At 30.4% G+C, this 23,455-nt stretch carries 24 protein-coding genes; 4 read left to right on the top strand and 20 right to left on the bottom strand.

The genetic code is table 11. The features are described from left to right. Positions 1–20: 20 nt before the first annotated feature. The 11 genes from Q5O44_RS07755 to Q5O44_RS07705 all read right to left on the bottom strand — a co-directional run bounded on the left by Q5O44_RS07755 (position 21) and on the right by Q5O44_RS07705 (position 9,180). Positions 21–812 carry an acetyl-CoA carboxylase carboxyltransferase subunit alpha gene (locus Q5O44_RS07755; RefSeq protein ID WP_022167840.1) on the bottom strand — a complete coding sequence of 264 codons (792 nt, stop codon included), beginning with the start codon at positions 810–812 and terminating at the stop codon, positions 21–23. A gap of 80 nt (positions 813–892) precedes the next feature. Further along, entirely contained in the window at positions 893–1,741 is an 849-nt protein-coding gene (gene accD / locus Q5O44_RS07750; protein ID WP_022167839.1) for an acetyl-CoA carboxylase, carboxyltransferase subunit beta, read from the bottom strand. A gap of 14 nt (positions 1,742–1,755) precedes the next feature. After that, positions 1,756–3,099, bottom strand: coding sequence for an acetyl-CoA carboxylase biotin carboxylase subunit (locus Q5O44_RS07745; RefSeq protein ID WP_022167838.1), 1,344 nt, complete (start codon positions 3,097–3,099; stop codon positions 1,756–1,758). A gap of 14 nt (positions 3,100–3,113) precedes the next feature. After that, entirely contained in the window at positions 3,114–3,530 is a 417-nt protein-coding gene (fabZ, locus tag Q5O44_RS07740; protein WP_022167837.1) for a 3-hydroxyacyl-ACP dehydratase FabZ, read from the bottom strand. Position 3,531: 1 nt separating this feature from the next. After that, positions 3,532–4,035: an acetyl-CoA carboxylase biotin carboxyl carrier protein gene (gene accB, locus Q5O44_RS07735; protein WP_022167836.1), complete on the bottom strand. Its 504-nt coding sequence runs from the start codon at positions 4,033–4,035 to the stop codon at positions 3,532–3,534. After that, positions 4,035–5,276 (bottom strand): beta-ketoacyl-ACP synthase II, encoded by a 1,242-nt coding sequence (gene fabF, locus Q5O44_RS07730; RefSeq protein WP_022167835.1) that lies wholly within the window; start codon positions 5,274–5,276, stop codon positions 4,035–4,037. Before fabF ends, accB begins: the two co-directional genes overlap by 1 nt. Positions 5,277–5,288: 12 nt before the next feature. Continuing rightward, complete coding sequence (gene fabG / locus Q5O44_RS07725) at positions 5,289–6,032, bottom strand: 3-oxoacyl-[acyl-carrier-protein] reductase (protein ID WP_022167834.1); 744 nt, start codon at positions 6,030–6,032, stop codon at positions 5,289–5,291. Next, entirely contained in the window at positions 6,025–6,966 is a 942-nt protein-coding gene (gene fabD, locus Q5O44_RS07720; RefSeq protein WP_022167833.1) for an ACP S-malonyltransferase, read from the bottom strand. The genes fabG and fabD overlap by 8 nt, the downstream gene beginning before the upstream one ends. Beyond that, a complete protein-coding gene (gene fabK / locus Q5O44_RS07715; RefSeq protein ID WP_022167832.1) occupies positions 6,963–7,907 on the bottom strand; it encodes an enoyl-[acyl-carrier-protein] reductase FabK in 945 nt (314 codons plus the stop codon). Before fabK ends, fabD begins: the two co-directional genes overlap by 4 nt. An 11-nt stretch (positions 7,908–7,918) precedes the next feature. Beyond that, positions 7,919–8,146, bottom strand: a complete 228-nt coding sequence (acpP, locus tag Q5O44_RS07710) for an acyl carrier protein (protein ID WP_022167831.1) — start codon at positions 8,144–8,146, stop codon at positions 7,919–7,921. 53 nt (positions 8,147–8,199) lie between these two features. After that, positions 8,200–9,180 (bottom strand): beta-ketoacyl-ACP synthase III, encoded by a 981-nt coding sequence (locus Q5O44_RS07705; RefSeq protein ID WP_022167830.1) that lies wholly within the window; start codon positions 9,178–9,180, stop codon positions 8,200–8,202. Between the two features lie 388 nt (positions 9,181–9,568). On the opposite strand from Q5O44_RS07705, the gene Q5O44_RS07700 reads away from it, so the two are divergent. Continuing rightward, a complete protein-coding gene (locus Q5O44_RS07700; RefSeq protein WP_022167829.1) occupies positions 9,569–10,621 on the top strand; it encodes a nitronate monooxygenase family protein in 1,053 nt (350 codons plus the stop codon). Positions 10,622–10,673: 52 nt separating this feature from the next. Here the strand turns inward: Q5O44_RS07700 and Q5O44_RS07695 are convergent, their stop codons facing one another. The 5 genes from Q5O44_RS07695 to Q5O44_RS07675 form a co-directional block, all read right to left on the bottom strand. Continuing rightward, complete coding sequence (locus Q5O44_RS07695) at positions 10,674–10,844, bottom strand: hypothetical protein (RefSeq protein WP_022167828.1); 171 nt, start codon at positions 10,842–10,844, stop codon at positions 10,674–10,676. A gap of 16 nt (positions 10,845–10,860) precedes the next feature. Beyond that, the gene (locus Q5O44_RS07690; protein ID WP_022167827.1) at positions 10,861–11,121 is read right to left on the bottom strand and encodes a hypothetical protein; all 261 of its coding nucleotides are present in this window, start codon (positions 11,119–11,121) and stop codon (positions 10,861–10,863) included. Positions 11,122–11,138: 17 nt separating this feature from the next. After that, positions 11,139–11,270 (bottom strand): CPC_1213 family protein, encoded by a 132-nt coding sequence (locus tag Q5O44_RS07685; RefSeq protein WP_022167826.1) that lies wholly within the window; start codon positions 11,268–11,270, stop codon positions 11,139–11,141. A gap of 459 nt (positions 11,271–11,729) precedes the next feature. Beyond that, positions 11,730–12,671, bottom strand: a complete 942-nt coding sequence (locus Q5O44_RS07680) for a carbohydrate kinase family protein (protein WP_022167825.1) — start codon at positions 12,669–12,671, stop codon at positions 11,730–11,732. A gap of 122 nt (positions 12,672–12,793) precedes the next feature. Next, entirely contained in the window at positions 12,794–17,086 is a 4,293-nt protein-coding gene (locus Q5O44_RS07675) for a 2-hydroxyacyl-CoA dehydratase (RefSeq protein ID WP_022167824.1), read from the bottom strand. A 209-nt stretch (positions 17,087–17,295) separates the two neighbouring features. On the opposite strand from Q5O44_RS07675, the gene Q5O44_RS07670 reads away from it, so the two are divergent. Next, entirely contained in the window at positions 17,296–17,652 is a 357-nt protein-coding gene (locus Q5O44_RS07670) for a tetratricopeptide repeat protein (protein ID WP_022167823.1), read from the top strand. 17 nt (positions 17,653–17,669) lie between these two features. On the opposite strand, the gene Q5O44_RS07665 is transcribed toward Q5O44_RS07670, so the two are convergent. Genes Q5O44_RS07665 through Q5O44_RS07655 form a run of 3 tightly spaced genes read right to left on the bottom strand, consistent with a single transcriptional unit; the run spans position 17,670 to position 20,635 of the window. After that, positions 17,670–18,734, bottom strand: coding sequence for a transglutaminase-like domain-containing protein (locus tag Q5O44_RS07665; protein WP_291660619.1), 1,065 nt, complete (start codon positions 18,732–18,734; stop codon positions 17,670–17,672). A gap of 17 nt (positions 18,735–18,751) precedes the next feature. Then, complete coding sequence (gene recX / locus Q5O44_RS07660) at positions 18,752–19,381, bottom strand: recombination regulator RecX (RefSeq protein WP_022167821.1); 630 nt, start codon at positions 19,379–19,381, stop codon at positions 18,752–18,754. A gap of 15 nt (positions 19,382–19,396) precedes the next feature. Continuing rightward, on the bottom strand, positions 19,397–20,635 hold the full coding sequence (locus tag Q5O44_RS07655; protein WP_022167820.1) for a pitrilysin family protein: 1,239 nt from the start codon (positions 20,633–20,635) through the stop codon (positions 19,397–19,399). Positions 20,636–20,823: 188 nt separating this feature from the next. On the opposite strand from Q5O44_RS07655, the gene Q5O44_RS07650 reads away from it, so the two are divergent. Next, complete coding sequence (locus tag Q5O44_RS07650; protein ID WP_022167819.1) at positions 20,824–21,504, top strand: response regulator transcription factor; 681 nt, start codon at positions 20,824–20,826, stop codon at positions 21,502–21,504. Next, positions 21,491–23,008: a HAMP domain-containing sensor histidine kinase gene (locus Q5O44_RS07645; RefSeq protein WP_291660681.1), complete on the top strand. Its 1,518-nt coding sequence runs from the start codon at positions 21,491–21,493 to the stop codon at positions 23,006–23,008. The genes Q5O44_RS07650 and Q5O44_RS07645 overlap by 14 nt, the downstream gene beginning before the upstream one ends. A 20-nt stretch (positions 23,009–23,028) precedes the next feature. Here the strand turns inward: Q5O44_RS07645 and Q5O44_RS07640 are convergent, their stop codons facing one another. Next, a complete protein-coding gene (locus tag Q5O44_RS07640; RefSeq protein WP_022167817.1) occupies positions 23,029–23,442 on the bottom strand; it encodes a hypothetical protein in 414 nt (137 codons plus the stop codon). Positions 23,443–23,455 lie beyond the last annotated feature (13 nt).

The following is a 23,455-nucleotide window of genomic DNA, read 5'->3' as shown; positions in this document are numbered from 1 at the left end:
TATAAAATTCATTATAGTCTTTAAAATTTTCTAAATCTTTCATACCTTTTAGATAATAACTCATCAATTTCCATACTTTCAAGTTCCTTAAAGCCCTCAATCAATGAAGTCTTTATATCAAGTGCAACCTTTTCAAAATCATTTTGAGCTCCGCCTTTAGGTTCTTCTATAACTTTTTCAATTACGCCTAGCTCTAATAATTCATAAGAAGTAAGCTTCATTATCTCAGCCACTTCCTTAGATTTACTTGAATCCTTAAACAGAATTGACGCACATCCTTCTGGTGATAATATAGAGTAAACTGAATTCTCTAGCATCCAAACCCTATCACCTGCAGCTAGTGCCAGTGCACCACCACTTCCACCTTCACCAATGACAATTGAAATTATTGGTGTTTTAATTAGTGCCATCTCCATTAAATTTTTAGCAATTGCTTCACCTTGTCCTCTTTCTTCTGCACCAACACCACAATATGCTCCTGAAGTATTAATAAAACATATTATAGGTCTTTTAAACTTTTCTGCTTGCTTCATAAGTCTTAATGACTTCCTATAACCCTCAGGATTTGGTGAACCAAAATTTCTCTTGATATTTTCCTTAAGATTTTTTCCCTTTTGGATTCCTATTACAGTAACAGGCATTTCATCAAGTAACGCTATTCCTCCCACAACGGCTTCATCATCTTTAAAATTCCTATCTCCATGTAGCTCAATAAAATTTGTTAGGATTTCATTTATATAATCTAAAGCAGTAGGCCTTTCAATCATTCTCGCTATCTTAACTCTCTCCCAAGCCTTCGGTTTCTTAATCATAGTAACCTCCTAAAAACAATGATGAATTATGAGCTATAAATTAAATAATTTAATTAATAATTCATAATTCAGCATTTATACTATTTATAACCATGTAACATTAAAATATCTCCTATTGTACTCTTTAGTTCGCTTCTTTTAACTATTTTATCTATAAAGCCATTTTCCAAAAGAAACTCTGCTGTTTGAAAATTATCAGGAAGGCTCTGCTTAATAGTTCCTTCAATAACTCTTCTACCAGCAAAACCAATCAAAGCACCTGGTTCTGAAATTATAATGTCACCAAGCATGGCAAAACTTGCTGTAACTCCACCTGTAGTTGGATCAGTCAGAACCGTTACATATAAAAGTCCTGCTTCATTTAGTCTGGCAATGGCACTACTTACTTTTGCCATCTGCATTAAAGAAAGTATTCCCTCCTGCATTCTTGCCCCACCAGATGCTGTAAAAATTATTAATGGAAGCTCTTTTTCAATAGCTCTTTCTACAGCTTGTGTTATTTTTTCTCCAACAACAGTTCCCATACTTCCCATCATGAAATTAGAATCCATTACAGCAATTATTGAATTTATTCCATTTATACGGCCTTCTCCAGTGATTACACCTTCTTTAAGCTTACTTTTCTTCATGCTCTTATCTAGCTTTTCTTTATAATTTGGAAAGTCTAGCCCTACTTCTGTTTCAATATCTTTACCAAATTCATTAAAAGAATCTTCATCACATATCATTGCAATTCTCTCAAATGCTCCTAATCTGAAATAATGATTGCAGTTGCTACAAACATTTAAATTATCAGTTAAATACTTCTTGTAAAGTATTTTCCCGCACTTATCACATTTTACCCATGTGCCATCAGGAACGACAGGAACATTACTTTCATCTAATGGCATAGTTACAACACCATACTGCCTCTTTTTAAAAATTCCCATTCTTATTCCTCACTTTATAATCCAAATTCTTCACTTATGAAGCTTGTATCAAACGAACCCTCTCTAAATCTCTTATTATTCAATATGCTTATATGAAAATCAACATTACTATCTATTCCATCTATTACCACTTCTTCTAAGGCACTAATCATTTTTCTTATGGCCTCTTCTCTAGTCTTTCCATGAACAATAAGCTTGGCAATCATTGAATCATATAATGGTGGTATAGTATATCCTGGATAAACTGCCGTATCAACTCTAATACCATTACCTCCTGGAAGATTTAGAAACTTTATTTTTCCTGGACATGGTGCAAAATTTCTACTTGGATTTTCTGCATTTATTCTACATTCAATTGCATGTCCATCGATCTTTATCATATCTTGATTAAGCTTCATTTCTTCACCTGATGCTATTTTAAGCTGTTCTTTCACTATATCTACATTAGTAATCATTTCAGTTATAGGATGTTCAACTTGAATTCTAGTGTTCATTTCCATAAAATAAAAATCATTATTTTTATCAACTAGGAATTCAATAGTTCCTGCATTAACATAATTTACAGCCTTTGCTGCTCTAACTGCAACATCACCCATCTTTTCTCTTAGTTCAGCACTTAAAATATATGAAGGTGCTTCTTCAATAACCTTTTGATTTCTTCTTTGTACTGAACAATCTCTTTCGCCTAGATGTACCACATTGCCAAAGCTATCTCCTAATATTTGAAATTCAATATGTCTTGGATTTTCAATAAACTTTTCCATATATACAGAATCGTCATTAAAATTATTTTTAGCTTCACTTTTAGCAGTATTATATGCATTTTCCAGTTCTTCAAATTTACGAACAAGCCTAATACCTTTTCCACCGCCTCCAGCACTGGCCTTTATCATAAGTGGAAAACCAATTTTCCTAGCTTCCACCATGGCATCTTCATATGTGGCTACTACACCATCACTACCTGGTACTACAGGAACACCAGCACTCTTCATAATATCCCTGGCCCTAGACTTATTACCCATTATACTCATTGTTTCACTGCTAGGACCAATAAATTTAATATTACACTCTTCACATATAGATGCAAATTCAGCATTTTCAGACAAAAATCCAAACCCTGGGTGAATTGCATTGCATTTTGTAGTTACTGCTGCACTTATTATATTAATTTCATTTAAATAGGAGTCTTTTGATTTTCCTGCACCTACACAAATAGCTTCATCAGCTAATTGTGTGTGCATAGCTTCTTTATCAGCATCAGAATAAATAGCTACTGTTTTAATTCCCAGCTCTTTGCAGGCTCTGATAACCCTAACGGCAATCTCACCTCTATTTGCAACTAAAACCTTACTAATCATATAAACACCTCTTTTTACCCTATAATAAAGGTTAACTCAGCTTCAGCTACTTTCTTTCCATCAACATAGGCTGTTCCTTTGCCCATTCCAGCCATAGATCTAATTTTTAAAAGTTCCACTTCTAAAGTTAAAGTATCTCCTGGTTTAACCATTTTTCTAAACTTAGCATTATTTATTCCACCAAAGAAAGGAGTCTTTCCTCGGAATTCATCTTTTGATAATATTGCCACTGCCCCTGCTTGTGCCATAGCTTCTACAATAAGTACGCCTGGCATTACTGGTTCATTAGGATAATGTCCTTGAAAAAAGTATTCATTCATTGTAACATTTTTTTTTGCAATAATTTTATTTCCTTCTATTGATTCCACTCTATCTAATAATAAAAAGGGATATCTATGAGGTATAATTTCCATTATTTCTTTTACGTTCATATTAAATCTCCTTTATTTTAAATAAATCCATTCCATACTCAACGATATCTTCATCTTTCTTCAAAACAGCCATCACTTCACCATCATGCTCGCTTGTAACTTCATTCATTACCTTCATTGCTTCTATTATACAAAGAGTATCTCCCTTTTTAACCTTACTTCCTACCGTTACATAAGGAGTACCATTAGGTGTAGCCGATGAATAATATGTTCCTACTAAAGGTGATTTAATACTCTTAAGATCAGCATCTAGATTAGTAACTTCTTCTTTTTCTTCTACTTTTTTATTTTCTACTTCTGGTTCACTATAAGCTACAGCTTCAGTACTAGCTACTTCTTCACGAGCAATCCTGCTTTCATAATTACTTTCATTATTAACAGAATTATTTCCCTCACTATTTTTGCTTAACTTAAGTTTTACATCCTTATCTTCCAATTCAAATAATCTTAAACTAGATCCATCAATTTTATTAATTATCTCTTTAATTTGTTCATAATCTAACATTATTTATTCCTCCATTTCTTAAATATTAATGTAGCATTATGACCTCCAAATCCTAAAGAGTTGGACATTGAATACTCAATTTCTTTCTCTTGTCCATTATTTGTTACTAGGTTCAAATCACAGGCTTCATCAGCATTAAGGTAATTTATTGTTGCTGGAATAAAGTTATCATCAATTGCTTTAACTGAGATGATTGCTTCAATTGCACCAGCTGCTCCTAATAAATGTCCAGTCATAGATTTTGTTGAACTTACAGCTACATCTTTATATGAATCACCAAAAGCTTGCTTAATTGCTAGTGTTTCAACCTTGTCATTAATTTCAGTAGAAGTACCGTGAGCATTAATGTAACCTATTTGTTCAGGGCTTATTTCTGCATCTAAAATTGCATTTTTCATTGATCTAGCTGCCCCTTCTCCATCACTACTTGGTGATGTCATATGATATGCATCACAAGTAGTTCCATAACCAACTACTTCTCCATATATTTTTGCTCCTCTTTTTAATGCACTTTCAAGTTCTTCTAAAATCACTACTCCAGCACCTTCACCCATTACAAAACCATTTCTTTCTTTATCAAATGGTATAGATGCCCTATTTCTATCTTCACTCTTGCTTAATGCTGTAAGCGCTTGGAATCCACCAATTGAGAATTCTGTTACTGAAGCTTCAGTTCCTCCTGAAATTACAATATCTGAATAGCCATCTCTTATATTTCTAAAAGCTTCTCCTATACAGTGTGATGAAGTAGCACAAGCTGTTGTAAGACTTATACAACTTCCTTTAATTCCAAATTCAATAGCCATATTACCAGCAGCTATGTTAGAAATAGCCATTGGGATTGTAAGTGGTGATATTCTATTTGGACCCTTAGTATCAAGTATCCTTATTTGATTTTGAATTGTTTCAATTCCACCTATTCCTGAACCGAAAATTATAGATATTCTTTCTTTATCATAATTTTCTAAATCTAACTTACTATCTAATAAAGCTTCCTTTGTTGCAGCTATAGCAAATTGAGAAAATCTATCCATTCTTTTAGCTTGCTTTCTATCCATATAGTTTTCTGCCTTAAAGTCTTTAACTTCTGCAGCAAGCTTTACTTTAAAATCAGATGTATCAAAATGTGTTATTACATCAATACCATTTCTACCTTCCTTAATGGAATTCCAAAAATCATTAACATTATTTCCAACTGGTGTTATTGCTCCTAATCCTGTAATTACAACTCTTCTTTTCATAATATACCTCCTCTAGTTCATAACCATTCCGCCATCAACATTTATGACTTGTCCTGTAATATAGTTGGATAAATCTGATGCTAAAAACAACACTGCATTAGCTATATCCTTTGGCTCACCAATTCTTTTAAGAGGAATACCTTGAAGCATGCTTTCTTTTACCTTTTCAGGTAAAACCCCTGTCATATCTGTATTAATAAATCCTGGAGCTACTACATTTACTGTAATATTTCTTGATGCTAGTTCTCTTGCTACAGATTTAGAAAAACCTATAACCCCTGCTTTAGAAGCTGCATAGTTACATTGCCCAGCATTTCCTATAACTCCAACCACTGAAGAAATATTAATGATCTTTCCATGCCTTTGCTTCATCATAATAGAAGCAGCTTCTCTAGTAGTGATGAATGTTCCTTTTAAATTAACATCTAAAACATCACTGAAGTCTTTTTCTTTCATTCGCATTAAAAGTCCATCTTTAGTTATTCCTGCATTATTAATTAAGATATCAATGCTACCAAGTTGTTTTTTAGATTCTGCAATAAAATTTTTCACTTCTTCTTCATCAGAAATATCACATTTTACTGCCACTATATTAGTTCCGTAGCTTTTTAATTCCTCTATTAATCTTTCAACATCTTCATTTAATGTTCTATAATTAATTGCTACATTAGCACCATTTTCTGCTAATGTAAAAGCTATTTCTCTACCTATTCCTCTGGTAGCTCCTGTAACCACTGCATTCTTATTTTTAAGCATTTTTTATCAATATCCCTTCTAAAGTTTTATTTAAAGATTTCATATCTTCTACATTAAATGTAGTAACACTTCTATCAATATCTCTTAAAAATCCGCTTAAAGTTCTAGAAGGTCCTATTTCAATAAAAGTATCTATACCCATATCTATCATATTTCTAATAGTCTCTGTCCATTTAACAGAAGATTTAACTTGCTTGATTAATAAATCTTTTATTTGACTACTATCAGCAATAACCTCTGCTGTTACATTTGTTAATACTGGAATCTTCATATCTTGAAACTCAATATTATTTAATTCCTTTGCTAAATTGACAGAAGCTTCTTCTAAAAGCGGTGTATGGAAAGGTCCAGAAACTTTAAGTGGTACTGCTCTTCTTGCTCCAGCTTCCTTACAAAGTTCTATTGCCACTTCCACAGCTTTTGCTTCTCCACCAATAACAAGTTGCTTTGGTGTATTGTAGTTTGAAATTTCAACTACACCATATTTTCTTGCCTCTACAAGGCATTCCTTTAATTTTTCTTCACTTAATCCTATTATGGCAGCCATTCCTCCAACACCAAGTGGAACTGCCTCTTGCATATAATGCCCTCTTTTTTTAACAAGCTTTACACATGTTTCAAAATCTATTGCTGAACTTGCATATAAAGCAGAATACTCTCCTAGACTTAAGCCAGCCACAGCTTCTGCTTCTATACCTTTCTCTTTTAATATACTTAAAATCCCAGCAGACATAGTAAGTATTGCTGGCTGTGTATTTTCCGTAATATTTAATTGCTCTTTTTCCCCATGGAACATTAAATTTGTTATATTAAAATCTAATGCTTCATTAGCTCTCTCGCATATAGATCTGAAACTTTGAAAATTTTCATATAATTCTTTACCCATTCCAACGTATTGAGAACCTTGGCCTGAAAAAATAAAACCTATCTTCATATGCTTTCTCCATTTCTAATACCATTTATTATTTCATTATATTGAGCAAACATTTCTTCAATTATTTCACTAGCTGTTTGTTTCTTATTAACCATTCCAGCAATTTGCCCTGACATAAGTGATCCCCAGTCAGCATCTCCTTCTTTTACAGCTTTAGCAAGAGCTCCTCTCCCTAAAGCTTCAATTTCTTCAATATCAGCATTTTGTCTTTCTAGCTTTAAAAACTCATTAGCCAATTTATTCTTTAATACTTGTACTGGATGTCCAGTAACTCTTCCAGTAACTACAGTATCTATATCTTTAGCCTTTAAAACTGCATTCTTATAATTTTCATGAATAGTACATTCTTCAGCAACTAAAAATCTAGTTCCAACTTGTACACCTGAAGCTCCTAATATAAAGGCAGCTGCAATTCCTCTGCCATCTCCTATTCCTCCTGCACCAATTACAGGAATATTAACTGCATCAACAACTTGAGGAAGTAATGCCATAGTAGTTAGCTTACCTACGTGCCCTCCAGATTCACAACCTTCAGCAATAACTGCGTCAGCACCTGATCTTTCCATTCTTTTAGCAAGAGCAACTGAAGCTACCACTGGAATGACTTTTATTCCTGCTGCTTTCCACGCTTCCATATACTTTCCAGGATTTCCAGCACCTGTTGTGATTACTTTAACTCCTTCTTCAATAACCATCTTTGCTAGTTCATCTGCATTTTCAGATAAAAGCATAATGTTTACTCCAAAAGGTTTATCTGTCATTTCTTTTGTTTTTCTTATTTCATTTCTTATATGCTCAGCTGGAGCATTTGCTCCAGCTATAATTCCAAGACCTCCTGCATTAGATACTGCAGCAGCTAATGAACTATCAGATACCCATGCCATTGCACCTTGAAAAATAGGATATTTAATGCCTAACATTTCACATATTACATTACTCATTAATACTCCTCCTATTTTTGAGTAGCAGTTTCAATATATTTAACAGCATCTGCTACTGTTTTTAATCCATCAACTTCTTCAACTTTTACATCAAAAGCATCTTCTAACTCCATTACAACTTGGAATAAATCTAATGAATCTGCTCCTAAATCATCTACAAAGTTAGTTTCTAATTTTATTTCATCCTCACTAATTCCTAATTGTTCTGCTACTATTTCTCTTACCTTTTCAAATATCATTTTATAATCCTCCATAATCTTTAATTTTTATAATAAATTTTTTTTATTTAACTTTACCATTCGATTAAGGCTCCACCCCATGTAAGGCCTCCACCAAAACCTGCTACAATAATTTTATCTCCTCGCTGTAATAAACCTTGGTCACTCATTTCACTTAATGCTATAGGAATACTTGCTGCTGAAGTATTACCATACTTGTCCAAATTAATAAAGAACTTGTCCATTTCAACATGAAGCCTTCTAGCAGAATCTTTTATTATTCTCATATTGGCTTGATGTGGAACTATATATTTAATATCAGAAATATCTAAGTTAGATTTTTCTAAAAGTTCTTCTACAATTTTTGGTATAATTGAAACGGCAAATTTAAATATTGCCTTTCCATCCATAGAAATATAATTATTTTCTACAGAATCGTCTACTTTACAAATAGGATTAACCACTTTAAATCTTCCAGCCCTTAAAGACTGATCCCCTAGAGAACCATCAGATCCGAAGCAAGTTTCCATTATTCCATTACCTTCCTCAGAAAATTCAACAACAGCTGCTCCTGCACCATCACCAAATAATATACAAGTATTTCTATCACTCCAGTCAACAATTCTTGATAGTACTTCTGTACCAATTAATAAAGCCTTTTTTCTTTCACCTTGCTTAAGAAAATTATTAGCAATTATTAATGAATATAGAAATCCAGAACATGCTGCACTAATATCAAATGCTGCTGCATTTATACAGCCAAGCATTCCTTGTATCCTACATGCTGATGAAGGTGTAAATGAATCTGGTGTTGTTGTTGCAACAATTATCAAGTCAATTTCTTCTGGACTGCAACCTGAGTTTTTTAGAGCATTTAATGCTGCTTTTGCTCCCAGTTCGCTACTACCTTCACCTTGTGAAAGGTTTCTAGTCTTTATACCTGTTCTTTTAACGATCCATTCATCACTTGTATCTACAATTGATGCCAAATAATCATTACTAATACAATTATCAGGACTATAATGACCTATTCCTACAATTCTTACTCCTGGCATTTACATTCTCCTTATTTTAGTTTTAAATTCAAAATTTTTGATAATCAAATTAAATATAAAGAAAAAATAAGCTCTTATAATAATTTTTAGTTATTAAACAAGCAAATACAGATTTATTTATAACTCTCATTACTTATTTTGACTACCAAACTAACTGTATAGTAATACTTTTAAGAATATTTGTCAATATTTTTATTTTTTCCTTTATTTTGTAAATTATTTTTAAATATATTTTGATTATCAAACTACCTGTATAGTAATATATTTTGTATGAATTGTCAATATTTAAACTTTTTGCCTTAATTTGCAAATTTCTTAAATATCAATTATAATATATAATATTTTGATTATCAAATTATTAATTGTAAATACAAAGGAGTCATTTCATATGAAGTTTGAAAAATTAGTAATAGGTAATATAGAAGCAAAGCTGCCAATCATCCAAGGAGGTATGGGTGTTGGTGTTTCCCTTTGCAATTTAGCAGGCGAAGTTGCAAAAAATGGCGCCATTGGAGTCATTTCTGCTGCTCATCCTGGATATATGGAGAGTGATTTTCACACAAATACCTTAGAAGCCAATATCAGAGGACTTAAAAAAAATATTAAAAAAGCAAAGGAATTGTCTAATGGTGGAATAATTGGTGTTAATATAATGGTTGCTCTAAAACATTATGAAGATTTTGTTAAAGCCTCCATAGAAGCTGGAGCAGATCTGATAATATCTGGTGCTGGTCTACCTCTTAATCTTCCTAAATATGCTAGCGGAAGTACAATAAAACTAATACCAATTGTTTCTTCTGTTAAAGCAGTTAATGTAATTTTGAAATATTGGAAAAGTCATTATAATGCTTGTGCAGATGCTGTAGTTATTGAAGGACCTCTTGCCGGTGGACATTTAGGTTTTAAGGCAGATAAGATAGAAAATGAAATATTATCCTTTGATGAAAATGTTAAAAATATTATTGCTGAAATTAAAAAATTTGAAGACATATTTAAAAAAGATATACCTGTTATTGTAGGCGGTGGCGTTTATGATAAAAAAGACATAATTAAATATTTAGAACTTGGTGCACAAGGTGTTCAAATTGGTACAAGGTTTGTTGCCACTGAAGAATGTGATGCTCATATTAATTTTAAAAATGCATATATAAATGCAAAGAAAGACGATATTAAAATTATTAAGAGCCCTGTAGGTATGCCTGGTAGAGCTTTAAATAACAAATTCATTAACAACATTAACACCGGAATATATAAGCCTAAAAAATGCTATAACTGTATAATTAGTTGTAATCCAGCTACAACTCCTTACTGTATAACACAAGCACTTATTAACTCTGTAAAAGGAGATGTTGATAATGGGTTAGTTTTCTGCGGAGAAAATGCCTATAAAGTTGATAAAATTATTACTGTTAAGGAATTATTAGATGAACTTACTAACTAGTGCTTAGCTTAAAGTAAAAAAGTAAAGCAGAAAAACTGCTTTACTTTCTCATTTATTTATCTTGCATCCACTCATAAGTCTTATAACTCTTTTTGTTATGAGCATGAGCTCCAATCTTTTCACCATTTTTAATACCTACATCTGAATTTCCTGTAGGATCAATTTTTCTTAATTCACTATTAGATTTTTCTCTATCTTTCATTCTATTTTTATTATTATCCATCTTTATTCACCTATTCTTAATAATTAAATTTACTTTTCACAGCTTCAAATACTGATGAGAAATCACTTGAGTGCTGATTAAACAATTTTTCTAATTCATTTTTAGCCTTAATATATTTTTCATCATCCTCATTTCTTTCAACGATATCTCGAGAATATTTATGGAATTTCATAAATATTATTGGATGTTTTTTGGCAAAATCCTCCATTTCATCAATATGCCTTTCAGCTTTTGATGCATTTTTAAGCCATCTAAAAATATAATCGTACTTTTCCATTTTTTTAATCCTAAAAATTAAATTTTAAAATCTGTTGGATCATATTTCTTTGCTTTAGGTTCACCAAAGCATGCTTTAACACTTTCAGCTTGAGGATTATGGCTTATATTCTTATTTTCTTTTTTATTTATTTTTAATTTACTTCCCATACTTATCACCTCACAAATATTTTGTCCATGTATTTAGTATTTATACTGACAGTTTATTGGTGCAGTTTTTTATTAATTACTATACTCATTTACGAGTATTTTATTTAAGATTATATATCTTTTTTTATTTCTTCCCTCTTATATAAATATGCCTTTATTGTTATTGTATAAAATCTAATGTTGTATTTTTGCAGTACAAAAGTGGCTGACGCCATGCTTCAGCGAAGAAAGCAACTTTTGTTAGCCAACCAAAAGGTTCTAAAAGAAAAATAAATCCTTACAAAAATTTAATAAATGTATTTTTCTTTTACGGTTCTTTTTGGGCACTATAATTTTCTTTTTTTACGCACTAGTAACAACGTATATAAGAAATGGCTAATTTATTAGTATTCTTTATGCTAAAAATTTTATACTTTCTTAAGCGTAAAAAAAGAGATGCCTAAGCATCTCTTAAAATAACTATTTCCAAGTCATTTTACTCATGTAATTCTTAACGTGTTCATGGCTCATTGCTGGGTTAATAGTATCTTCATGAGTAATAGTAATTATTGACATTGCAATTGCATACTTTAATGTTTCAGTTATAGATAAACCATTCATATATCCATATCCTAATCCAGCTACAAATGAATCTCCAGCACCTGTTACATTTTTTACGTCTATCTTATCATTTTGGCATATAGTACCTTCTTCATCTTTTGTAAGATAGTAAATTCCATCTGCATCTAAACTTATAAATACATTTTCCACTCCTTGTTCTAAGAAGTATCTTCCTGCTTTTTGTAAATCTTCATAACCATTGATTTTGAATCCACATAAAGCTTCAGTCTCTAATCTATTTGGTTTGATTGTATGGAAATATTTCATCAAATGGCTTATTTTTGTTGCTTTATTTGCTGAAACTGGATCCAGTATAAATTTAGTTTTTCCTTGGAATTTCTTTAAAACATACTCTAATAATTGAGGGTTGTCTGCATCTACAATAGTGTATTCAGCATTTTCAAAAATTTCAGCTTTTAAATCTATAAAGCTACTTTCCATTTTGTTTATGCTCTCCATATCTACAATTGCAGACTCCATTTCACCTTCTTCATTTAGTATTGCCATATATGTAGGTGTACATTCATCCTTTAAGATTAATGAATTATTCATCTTATAGCCTATTCTCTTAGAATGTTCTAATATATTTCTTCCATTAGAGTCATCTCCTAATGTGGAAATAAACTCTGTGTTTACTCCTACCCTAGCTAAATTCTCAGCAATATTTCTGCAAACTCCCCCAAGAGATATCTTTATAGCTCCAGGATTTGAATCCTTTGCCTTAAATTCTCTCTTACTAAAACCAATTATATCTACTATTGATGCCCCAAGTACTAATATATATGGATTATTATTATTCATATTATCTCTCCTGCCATTAATTTTCCGTTTAAAATATACATATATTATAGTAAAAAGTACGAAAAAAATAAAGAGAAAAATAAAAAAATGTCGTATTTTTTATTTTTCTCTTATTTTTAGTATTAATTATTTAATTTTATAGCAACTTCACTTACTGTTTCTTCATTAATTTCATATTTCTCATTGCATTTATTTTCTAAATTCATGTTTTTAAATGCCACTGCCAGCATAAGTTTAATTCTATTAATTTGATTTACTTCCGATGCACCAGGATCATAATCAACTGCTACAATATTTGATAAAGGATAAAGTTCCTTAAGTTTCTTTATCATTCCTTTACCTGTAACATGGTTAGGTAAACATGCAAAAGGCTGTACACATACAATATTATTAACACCTGTATCAATAAGTTCTAGCATTTCTCCTGTAAGAAGCCAGCCTTCACCTGTTTGGTTACCTAGAGATAATACTTTTGATGCTTTCTTTCCTAAATCCTTTATATGCATTGGATAGCCAAATCTCTTGCTTTTGCTTAATTCTATTTTAATCTTCTTTCTATATAATTCCATTATCCTAATTGCTAATTTATTTAACTGCATAGACTTATAGCTTCCAGAAAGATATTTATATTTAAATTCAGCATCATAACACGAATATAAGAAGAAATCTAGAAGATCTGGCACAACAGCTTCAGCACCTTCATTTTCTAATTGTGAAACTATGTCATTATTTGCTGTTGGATGGAATTTAACAAGTATTTCTCCTACTACTCCCACCTTCGGTTTCTTTATATCTAATATTTCTAGCTCATCAAAATCTTTTACTATATTTTCAATATTTTTACTAAACTCCAACCACTTTCCATTTTGTACATTTTTGCATGCAATATCATTCCAACGCTTATATAATGCATTTGCTGATCCTTTAACCTTTTCATATGGCCTTACTCTATATAAGACTCTCATAAATAAATCTCCATATAATAATGCCATAAGACCTCTATTAACAAAGGATGGTGTTATTTCAAAGCCTGGCTGTTTTTCCATTCCTAGGGAATTTAATGAAATTATAGGGATATTATCAAAACCAGCTTCCTTTAATGCCTTTTTAATGAATCCTATATAATTTGTAGCCCTACATCCTCCTCCTGTCTGACTCATAATTACAGCAGTCTTATTTAAATCATACTTTCCTGACATCAAAGCATGAATCATTTGTCCTACTACAATTATTGATGGATAGCATGCATCATTATTTACATATTTTAAACCATACTCAATTGCTTCCTTATCAATAGATGGCATTACTTCTACATTATAGCCAACACTTTTAGATGCCGCTTCAACTAAATCAAAGTGTATTGGTGACATTTGAGGGCAAAGGATTGTATAATCCTTTCTCATTTCCTTAGTAAAAATATTTCTTTTTTTCACTTCTGTCACTGGCTTTAACTTAATACCTTTCCTTTCTCTTTCTTCAATTGCTGCTTTTAATGACCTAATTCTAATTCTTACTGCTCCAAGGTTGCTTCCTTCATCAATTTTTATTAGTGTATACATCTTTCCTGCTGATGATAAAATTTCATTAACTTGGTCTGATGTTATGGCATCAAGTCCACAGCCAAAGGAAGTAATTTGAATAAGCTCTAAGTTTGGATTATTCTTTACATATGATGCTGCCCTATATAGTCTACTATGATACATCCATTGATCCACTACTCTAAGAGGTCTTTCTACCTTACCTAAGTGAGCAACGCTGTCTTCTGTAAGCACTGCCATACCATAAGATGTAATAATATCTGTTAATCCATGATTAATCTCTGGATCTACATGATAAGGTCTTCCGCTAAGCACTATACCTTTAATATTATTATCTTCAATATATTTAATAACCTCTTCACCTTTTTGCCTTATATCTGTTACAAATCTTTCTCTTTCTTCAAAAGCTTTCTTCACGGCTTCCTTAGCTTCTTTTATAGATACACCAAACTCCTTGAATACTGTATATATCCTTTTTGCCAATTTTTCTTCATTGTTTAGTGAGATAAAAGGCGAAATAAAGTTTATTTCCTGCTTCTTTATTTCATCAATATTATTTTTGATAACCTCTGGATATGATGTTACCATTGGACAATTGTAATGATTATCTGCTGTAGGATCTTCCTTGTATTCATATGCAACACATGGATAAAAAATATTTTTAATGCCCTTTTCTATAAGCCATAACACATGGCCATGAGATATTTTTGCTGGATAACATGCTGATTCTGATGGAATTGTCTCAATTCCTTTATCATATATTTTTCTACTGGATAATGGTGATATTTCAACTCTAAATTTTAAACTTGTTAGTAGTGTAAACCAAAACGGATAATTCTCATACATATTAAGTACTCTTGGTATTCCTATTACTCCTCTTTCAGCTTTACTTTCATCTAAAGGTTTATAATCAAAGGCCCTCTCCAATTTATATTTAAATAAATTAGGAATTTCCTTTTTGCCCTTCATGTTTCCTAGAGGCTTTTCACATCTATTTCCTGTGATAAACTTCTTACCATTGGAAAACTTATTTACAGTTAAAAGACAGTTATTTCCACAACCACCACATCTCATAGTATTAGTTGCTATTTCTATCTCTCCTAGTTCCTCTTTTGATACTAGCGTTGTCTCTTCACCTGCTATATATCTTTCCCTACTTATTAATGCTGCACCAAATGCTCCCATTATACCTGAAATATCTGGACGTATTGCATTAATTCCTGTTATCTTTTCAAAGCTTCTAAGGACACCATCATTATAAAATGTTCCTCCTTGTACAATAATCCTTTTGCCTAACTCTTCAAAATTACGTATCTTTATAACCTTATATAAAGCATTTTTTATTACTGAATAGCATAATCCTGCTGAAATATCTGCAACATCATATCCTTCCTTCTGTGCCTGTTTAACTTTTGAGTTCATAAACACAGTACATCTAGAACCTAAATCTACTGGTTTCTTAGATTTAATTGATAATTTAGCAAACTCCTTAATAGGAATGTTCAATGATTTACTAAAGCTTTCTATAAATGACCCACAGCCAGAAGAACATGCCTCATTTATCAGAATATTATCAATATTTCCTTCTTTAATCTTTAAGGCTTTCATATCTTGTCCGCCAATATCCAAAATAAAATCTACCCCTGGCAAGAAGGCCTCTGCCCCTTTAAAATGACAGATGGTTTCAATTTCTCCAATATCTATTCCTAAAGCAGTCTTGATTAATCCTTCACCATAGCCTGTCACTGTACTTTTTACTATTTTCACATCTTTAGGAAGTTTTTTATATAAATCCTTTAATATTTCTATGCTCTTATTTAAGGGACTTCCTTCATTACTGTTATAATAAGAATATAGCAATTGACCTTCCTCTCCAATAAGCGATACTTTTGTAGTAGTAGAACCTGCATCAATTCCTAAAAAGGCATTTCCCTTATAACTCTCTAACTCTTCTCTCTTAACCTTATCTTGTTCATGTCTTATCTTAAATTCTTCATAATCATCATTATCAATAAATAAAGGTTCAATATGTCCATCAGCATCATTTTCTACTTTTATTGTACTGATTTTTTCTATTATATCATCTAGTTGTACATACTTTTCATCTTTTGCCAATAATGCTGCTCCTATTGCTACATAGTAATGGGATTCTTTAGGGACTATGTACTCACCTTCTTTTAAATTTAAAGTCTTAATAAATCTATTTCTAAGTCCATCTAAGAAATGAAGTGGTCCTCCTAAGAATGCTACTTTTCCTCTTATAGGCTTACCACACGCTAGTCCACTAATAGTCTGATTAACAACTGCTTGAAAAATTGAATCAGCAATATCCTCTTTTCTTGCACCTTCATTAATTAATGGCTGTATATCTGTTTTAGCAAATACTCCACATCTAGAAGCGATTGGATAAATTATCTTGGCCTTTTTAGACAATTCATTAACTCCTATGGCATCGGTATTTAAAAGTACTGCCATTTGATCTATAAATGCTCCAGTGCCTCCTGCACAACTTCCATTCATTCTCTGTTCTATCCCATTGCTAAAATAAGTTATCTTTGCATCTTCACCACCTAGTTCTATGGCCACATCTGTCTGTGGTATAAAGGTTTCTATAGCTTTAGTACAAGCAATAACTTCTTGTTCAAAAGATAAATCTAACCATTTAGATACAGCTAGTCCTCCTGAACCAGTTACCATCATCTTAACATTGCTATTTCCTATAAATTCATAACATTGCTTTAAGCTCTCTTTTAAGGTAGTTTTTATATCTGAAAAATGTCTTTTATAAGTGCTATATTTAATATTATTATTTTCATCAATTACTAATACTTTAATAGTAGTTGAACCTACATCAATACCCACTTTATACTTACCCATAATATATCTCTCTTTCTCTTTTATATTTATATACAATTATGTATATTATATTCAATTTTTACTATATTATAACATATTTTCCTAATAATTTTTCATTATATTTTTTTATAGTTTTCATAATATGATCTGTAAAATAATATAATTTAATGAATAATATTTCCATATAGAGAACATAATTAAAATATATTTATAAATCATAGGAGGGAAAAATGAATCACTTCAATGAAGGTAATAAGTTGTATACTGAAAAACAATTTCAAAAGGCCATAGATTCATATAAGCTATCAATTGCTTCAAATTCAAATGTTCCTTGCTCTTATTATAATATTGGTGTGTGCTATATAAAATTAAGAGATTTTGATTCTGCTATAAAGATGATAAAAAAATCTCTGGAATTTCAAAAAGAAAGTAAATACTATTTTAACCTAGCCTATTGTTATGCCATGAAGCAGGAAAGCAATAAAGCTCTAATATATTTTAATCTAGCTTGGGCATTAGATAGCTCTGACCTTGACTGTGAAAAGGCAATAAAACTTATTTTATCCAAAAATAAAAAAGCACTTTAACTAAAGTGCTTTTTTATTTACCATTCACCAGCAATTTCTTCTTCTATATGATCTTCATCAAATAAATTGCTATCAAAATAATCTCCTGAAATATAAAATGTTGTATCAACATTTATCCATTTTTCTTCGTCTGTTAGATAAACTTGATTCCATGCATGAGGACCATAACTATTACCATCAAATGCTTCTCCTGTAACTAGCCTTACTTTTAATCCTACAGCTCTTGCCATTGATACATAAAGACATGCATAATCAAAACATATTCCTTTACCATTACACCAGGCTGCAATTGATCCACTACCATTTAGCTCCTCTTCATTTAAAGCTTTTGATGCCTTTTCTGAATCATACTGGATATTTGTGCCTATCCAAGTATATATCCTTTTGGCCTTACTTCTATCATCCTCGCAAAATTTTATTATTTCTTTAGCCTTATTATCTATTTCCTCATTAGATTGTATACCTTCTTCTAAGGTCACTCCATTATAATAAATAATATTATTAGCAGTGGAAATTGTGTTGTCATTTACAGGATACATATGATTTTTAAAGCTAGTCTCAGTAAATATAATAGTTTTTATTCTATCATAAGCTAAAAAATCATTAAATAAATCTATTTTGTTATTATCTCCTATGGTTCTATTGTAAGTAATCACACCTACAAAAGCTATTAGAATTATGACTAATCCTTTAATAAATCCTAAAAATCCTGATATGATGCATAAAGGGATTGCCCTCTTTTCACTGCTTTTAAAAGATGAAAGAACAGGTTGAGATAATAGCTTTAACAATACATAAATAATATTCTGGCTAATACAGAAAAATATAATTAGTATAATGCTATTGGTGTACTTTGTATTATATATAAAGGTAAGATATTGTAATTTAAATCTTATAATTATTGTCATTACTAAATTTAAATTTACTATTACAAGAAAAAATGTCAGCAATATAGAAAAATAATATAATACCTTATATAGTGAATATTTTAAGGTTCTTTCTTCAAATGCTGTACCTATACTTTCCCTTATACCATACAGTATAACTATAGCACAAATAACATATGCTACTAACTCTCTCATAAAGGCTCCCTTCATAATTATTCCTCATTAATTATTTTCTTTACCACCCTTGAAACTAAATCATATCCATATCCTCTACCAATTAGATATCGTGTAAGCTTTTGATATAGTTTATATTTATCATTTTCCTTGTTTCTTAAAATACCATACTTCTTTAATGCTAAATTATAAGCTGTATCTTCTAAATCATCATTGCTAATCTTATCCAGCTCTCTATAAATAAGCTCTTCACTTATTCCTTTTTGCATCAAACTATACTTTATCTTTTTTTCTCCTTGGCTTCTTAATCTATCTTTTACATACATAGATACAAGTTTTTCATCATCTATTAAATTATATTCTTTTAAAAATGATAAAGTCCTATTAACGGTCTTATTATCAAATTCCTTTTTTAATAATTTATCTTTTATTTCCTTCTCGCTTTTATAAGATCTTTCAATTATTCTTATGGCAGCATTTTTACATTTGATATAATTATCTTCTTCAATAACTTTTTTTAATTTATCATAGTCTACTGAATCTTTAACTTTTAGACCTTCTTTGTAAACAATTTCCATATCCACCGAAAAAGCATATTCTTCATCAATATAGATATTTACTCTATCTTTATTACGTTTTCCACATTCTATTTTTGTAATTATATTCATAATTATATCCACCTTTTAAGATTTTAATATATGAATAGTTGGATTTTTTAAAACTTTATTAGCTGCCTCATAAATTTCATCACTTGTAATGTTATTAATTCTCTCCATATCATGTAAAAACTCATAAATATCCTCATCTTCTATGGATTGATTTAAAATATAACTGCATAATTCAGAAGAATCATCTAAAGTTGAAATAACAGCTGTTTTATGAACCTTCTTCATTATATCAAGATCTCTATCGCCAATTTCTATTTTCTTTTCCTTAACGCCTTCTAAAATTTCATTTATTGCTTCTATTGTCTTATTAACATCTTCCTCAGCAACAGCCGTATAAATGTACAATGACTTTATATGATTAGTCATATCAAGATGTGAATATATATCATAGGCAAGCCCTCTAATTTCTCTTACTTCTCTAAATAAAAGTGAATTAGAACTTTCTCCTAATCTATGATTAAGTATTCTAAGTGGTAATTCTAAATCCTTTTCTAAATCATAAAAAGTAAATAAATACATTATAGTACTTAATTCAATATTTTTCTTATGGGTTGTTTTTCTAATGGTCTTATTTTGCTCATCAATTATTTCTACTGCAATTGCTTCTTTAGCTTGCCAATGACCAAAGTTTTCTTTTATTTTCTCTAAAGCTTCTTCATGTTCCAAAGATGAAACCATAGTTATTAATGTATTATTAGGTATATAGTGTTTTTCATAATAACTTATAAGATCTTTTCTAGTAAATTTCTTTACGTTCTTTTCTGTTCCTGCCACATCATATCTTAAACAGCTTTTTTCAAATGCAATTTCATTAACTCTCTTAAAGCTTAAATCCTCCACACTATCCATACTAGCCTTCATTTCTGCAAGAATTACTCCTCTTTCTTTCTCTATCTCCTCTTTTAAAAATACAGAGTTAGTAACCATATCTCCCAATAACTCTATTGCATTTCCCAATTCCTCTTCCAGGCAGCTTATAGAGTAAACAGTAATGGAATAATCAGTGTATGCATTATATTCTCCGCCTAATGATTCTAAATCATCATTTAACTTTTCAAAGCCTCTTTTAGTTGTTCCTTTAAACATCATATGCTCAATAAAATGTGAAATCCCCTTTTCATCCTTACTTTCATTTAATGAGCCAACCTTTATTCCTACATTAATAGAAGATATTTGTGTATCCTTTTTTATTGTTAATACTTCTAACCCGTTTTCTAATTTGTGTTTTTTAACATCAAAATTTAATTTTATCATCTGATAATTTCCTTTCCCATCTCCTATAATTGTTTTAAATGCCTTTATGGAGAGCTAAAATCCATTTTTAATCCACTTCTTTTTATAATAATATGTTTAAATATTAATTACAACAATATATTAACATGTTTTTATTTTTAAGTTTTTAGACTATAATTATTATTAAGTATATAATGGAGGACTTATTTATGAATAAAACAATACTTATTATTGAAGATGAAATTAGGATACGTTTTTTACTGAAAGATTATCTATTAAGCGAAGGATTTTCTGTGATTGAAGCCTGTGATGGTGAAGAAGGGCTTATGGCTTTTAAAAATAATAATGTTGACCTTATCCTTTTAGATATAATGATGCCTAAAATTGATGGCCTTACTGTTCTTGAAAACATTAGAACAGTATCAGATATTCCAATAATTCTTCTTACTGCAAAAAGTCAGGAAGAAGATAAACTTTATGGCTATGATATAGGAGCTGACGACTACATAACTAAGCCTTTTTCTCCAAAAATTCTTGTAGCAAAAGTCAAAGCACTTTTAAAAAGAACTGCTGATCTTAATGAAGATAAATCTTCTACAAAAAATTATAATGGACTTACTATAAACAAGCTTGCTCATGAAATAAAAGTTGATAATGTTCAACTATCCCTTTCTCCAAAGGAATATGAACTCCTTGTTTACCTATCTGACAATATTGGCATAGCATTAACTAGAGATACTATTTTAGATAATGTCTGGGGAATAGACTATTATGGTGATCTTCGTACAGTAGACACAAATATAAAAAGACTTAGGGAAAAGCTTGGTGAAAAAGCAAATTACATTGTAACAGTAAGAGGAAGTGGGTATAAATTTGATGTCAACCAATAATAAAAGTATCAGCAGAAAACTATTTACCATAACCTTAGGCTTAATATTAGGAGTATTTTTTATAACTTTATTCTTTCAACTTTTATTTTTTGAAGATTTCTATCTATATAAAAAGAAACTCTATCTTCTTAATCAAGCTAATGAATTTAGATATATGTATTCCTATGAAATAAATAATAACCAAGTATTATCTAGTGCATTAACAAATTATGAGGAAAAAAATTCTTCTAGAGTTGCTATTATTCCTTTATACAGAAACGATTTTGTTTATGTATCAAATAACCAAAACTCTGATAATACTTTTTCTACCCTTACAAATTTTTGTGCAGAGTTATTATCTAACACTAACCTTATTAATGCAGTATTAGAAGAAAATAAACCTCTTTCCACTATTTTTACTAATCGCTCTCGCGATTCAAAGCAAATAGGAATTGTGGCTCCTATGTCCCTACAAAATGAAAATGATGCACTATTTATTTCTGTATCATCAATTCAGCCAATAAAAGAAGCTGGTTCAGTTATAAGAACATTTTACTTCTATCTTCTTATTGGCTTCATAATTGTTGCAACATTCCTTTCAATAGTTTACGCCAACCTTATAGCTAAACCATTGAAAAACTTAAATAATATTGCAAGAAAGATGTCAAACTTAGATTTTAGTGTTAAATGCGACGTAACCTCTGATGATGAAATTGGTAGCTTAGCTATGACACTAAACTTTCTATCAGCCAATTTAAAAAAATCTCTTGATGATTTAAAAGAAAAAAATATACAATTAGAGGCTGATATAGAAAAAGAACGTGAGCTAGAAACTATGCGTAAGGATTTTGTAGCCAGCGTAAGTCATGATTTAAAAACTCCTATTGGTATAATAAGTGGTTATGCTGAAGGCTTAAAAGATGGTATTGTTTCACCTGAAAATGCTCAGATATATCTTGAAACAATCATTGATGAAGCTGGAAAAATGAATACACTTGTTACCAGCATGCTGGAGCTTTCCAAATTAGAATCCAATTCAATGCTTTTACAAATTGAAAGTTTTAATATAGTAAGACTAATAAATGCCAAAGTTAAGAACCTTAGCTTAGAGCTTAAGGATAAGGATATTACAGTAAACTATCTAGATATTCCTGATTTTGCATACGTACAAGGTGATATTCTTAAAATTGAACAGGTTATTCAAAACTTAATTACCAACTCAATAAAGTATACCCCTGGTGGAAATAATATAAATATCAGTATAATTGAAAATGCTGACAACTTTGAAATATCTATTGAAAATACTGGCACACATATTCCTGAAGAAGAGCTTGACAATATTTTTATTAAGTTTTATAAGCTTGATAAGTCTGGTAATAGATCTACCAATAGCTTTGGACTTGGACTTGCAATTGTTCAGAAAATTTTAGAACTTCACAATAGTACTTTTTCCATGACTAATAGTCTAAATGGAGTATTATTTAAATTTACCTTATCAAAAGCTGATGATGATAATCTTAACTAAAAATAAAAGATGCTTAAAGTTTAAGCATCTTTTATTCTTCTATCAATCTTTTTAAATATAACTTCTTTTTTTAGTTCTAGCGTTTCACTATCTATTTCTACCTTAAAAATATCTGGACACTCTTCCTGACGCCATTTCTTCATATACTTTGCATTTATCTCAAATGAATAGTAATATTTTTCATCATACCTATCTGAAAATTCATAAAATGTATTTTTGCTATATCTATCAATTTTTAGATTTTCTTTTTTTATATTTCTGATAATAGGCATAAAGAACCTAAGAGGAATTTCATATTTGAAACTTCCTTTTATCTCCCTACCTTCCATTAAAGCTCTCTTTAAAAGTCTTTCTTCTTTTTCATTAATCTTCTTAAAATGTAATTTAAAATTAGGTTCTCCTTTTTTATTCTTGTCTATCTTTACTTTTATCATAATGTTCCACCTT

The sequence above is a fragment of the Clostridium sp. CAG:221 genome (assembly GCA_000435835.1).
In the GTDB taxonomy this organism is placed as follows: Bacteria; Bacillota; Clostridia; order Clostridiales; family Clostridiaceae; genus Clostridium.
Note: the sequence above shows the minus strand (reverse complement) of the source record. Positions and strands in the feature narration are given on the sequence as shown.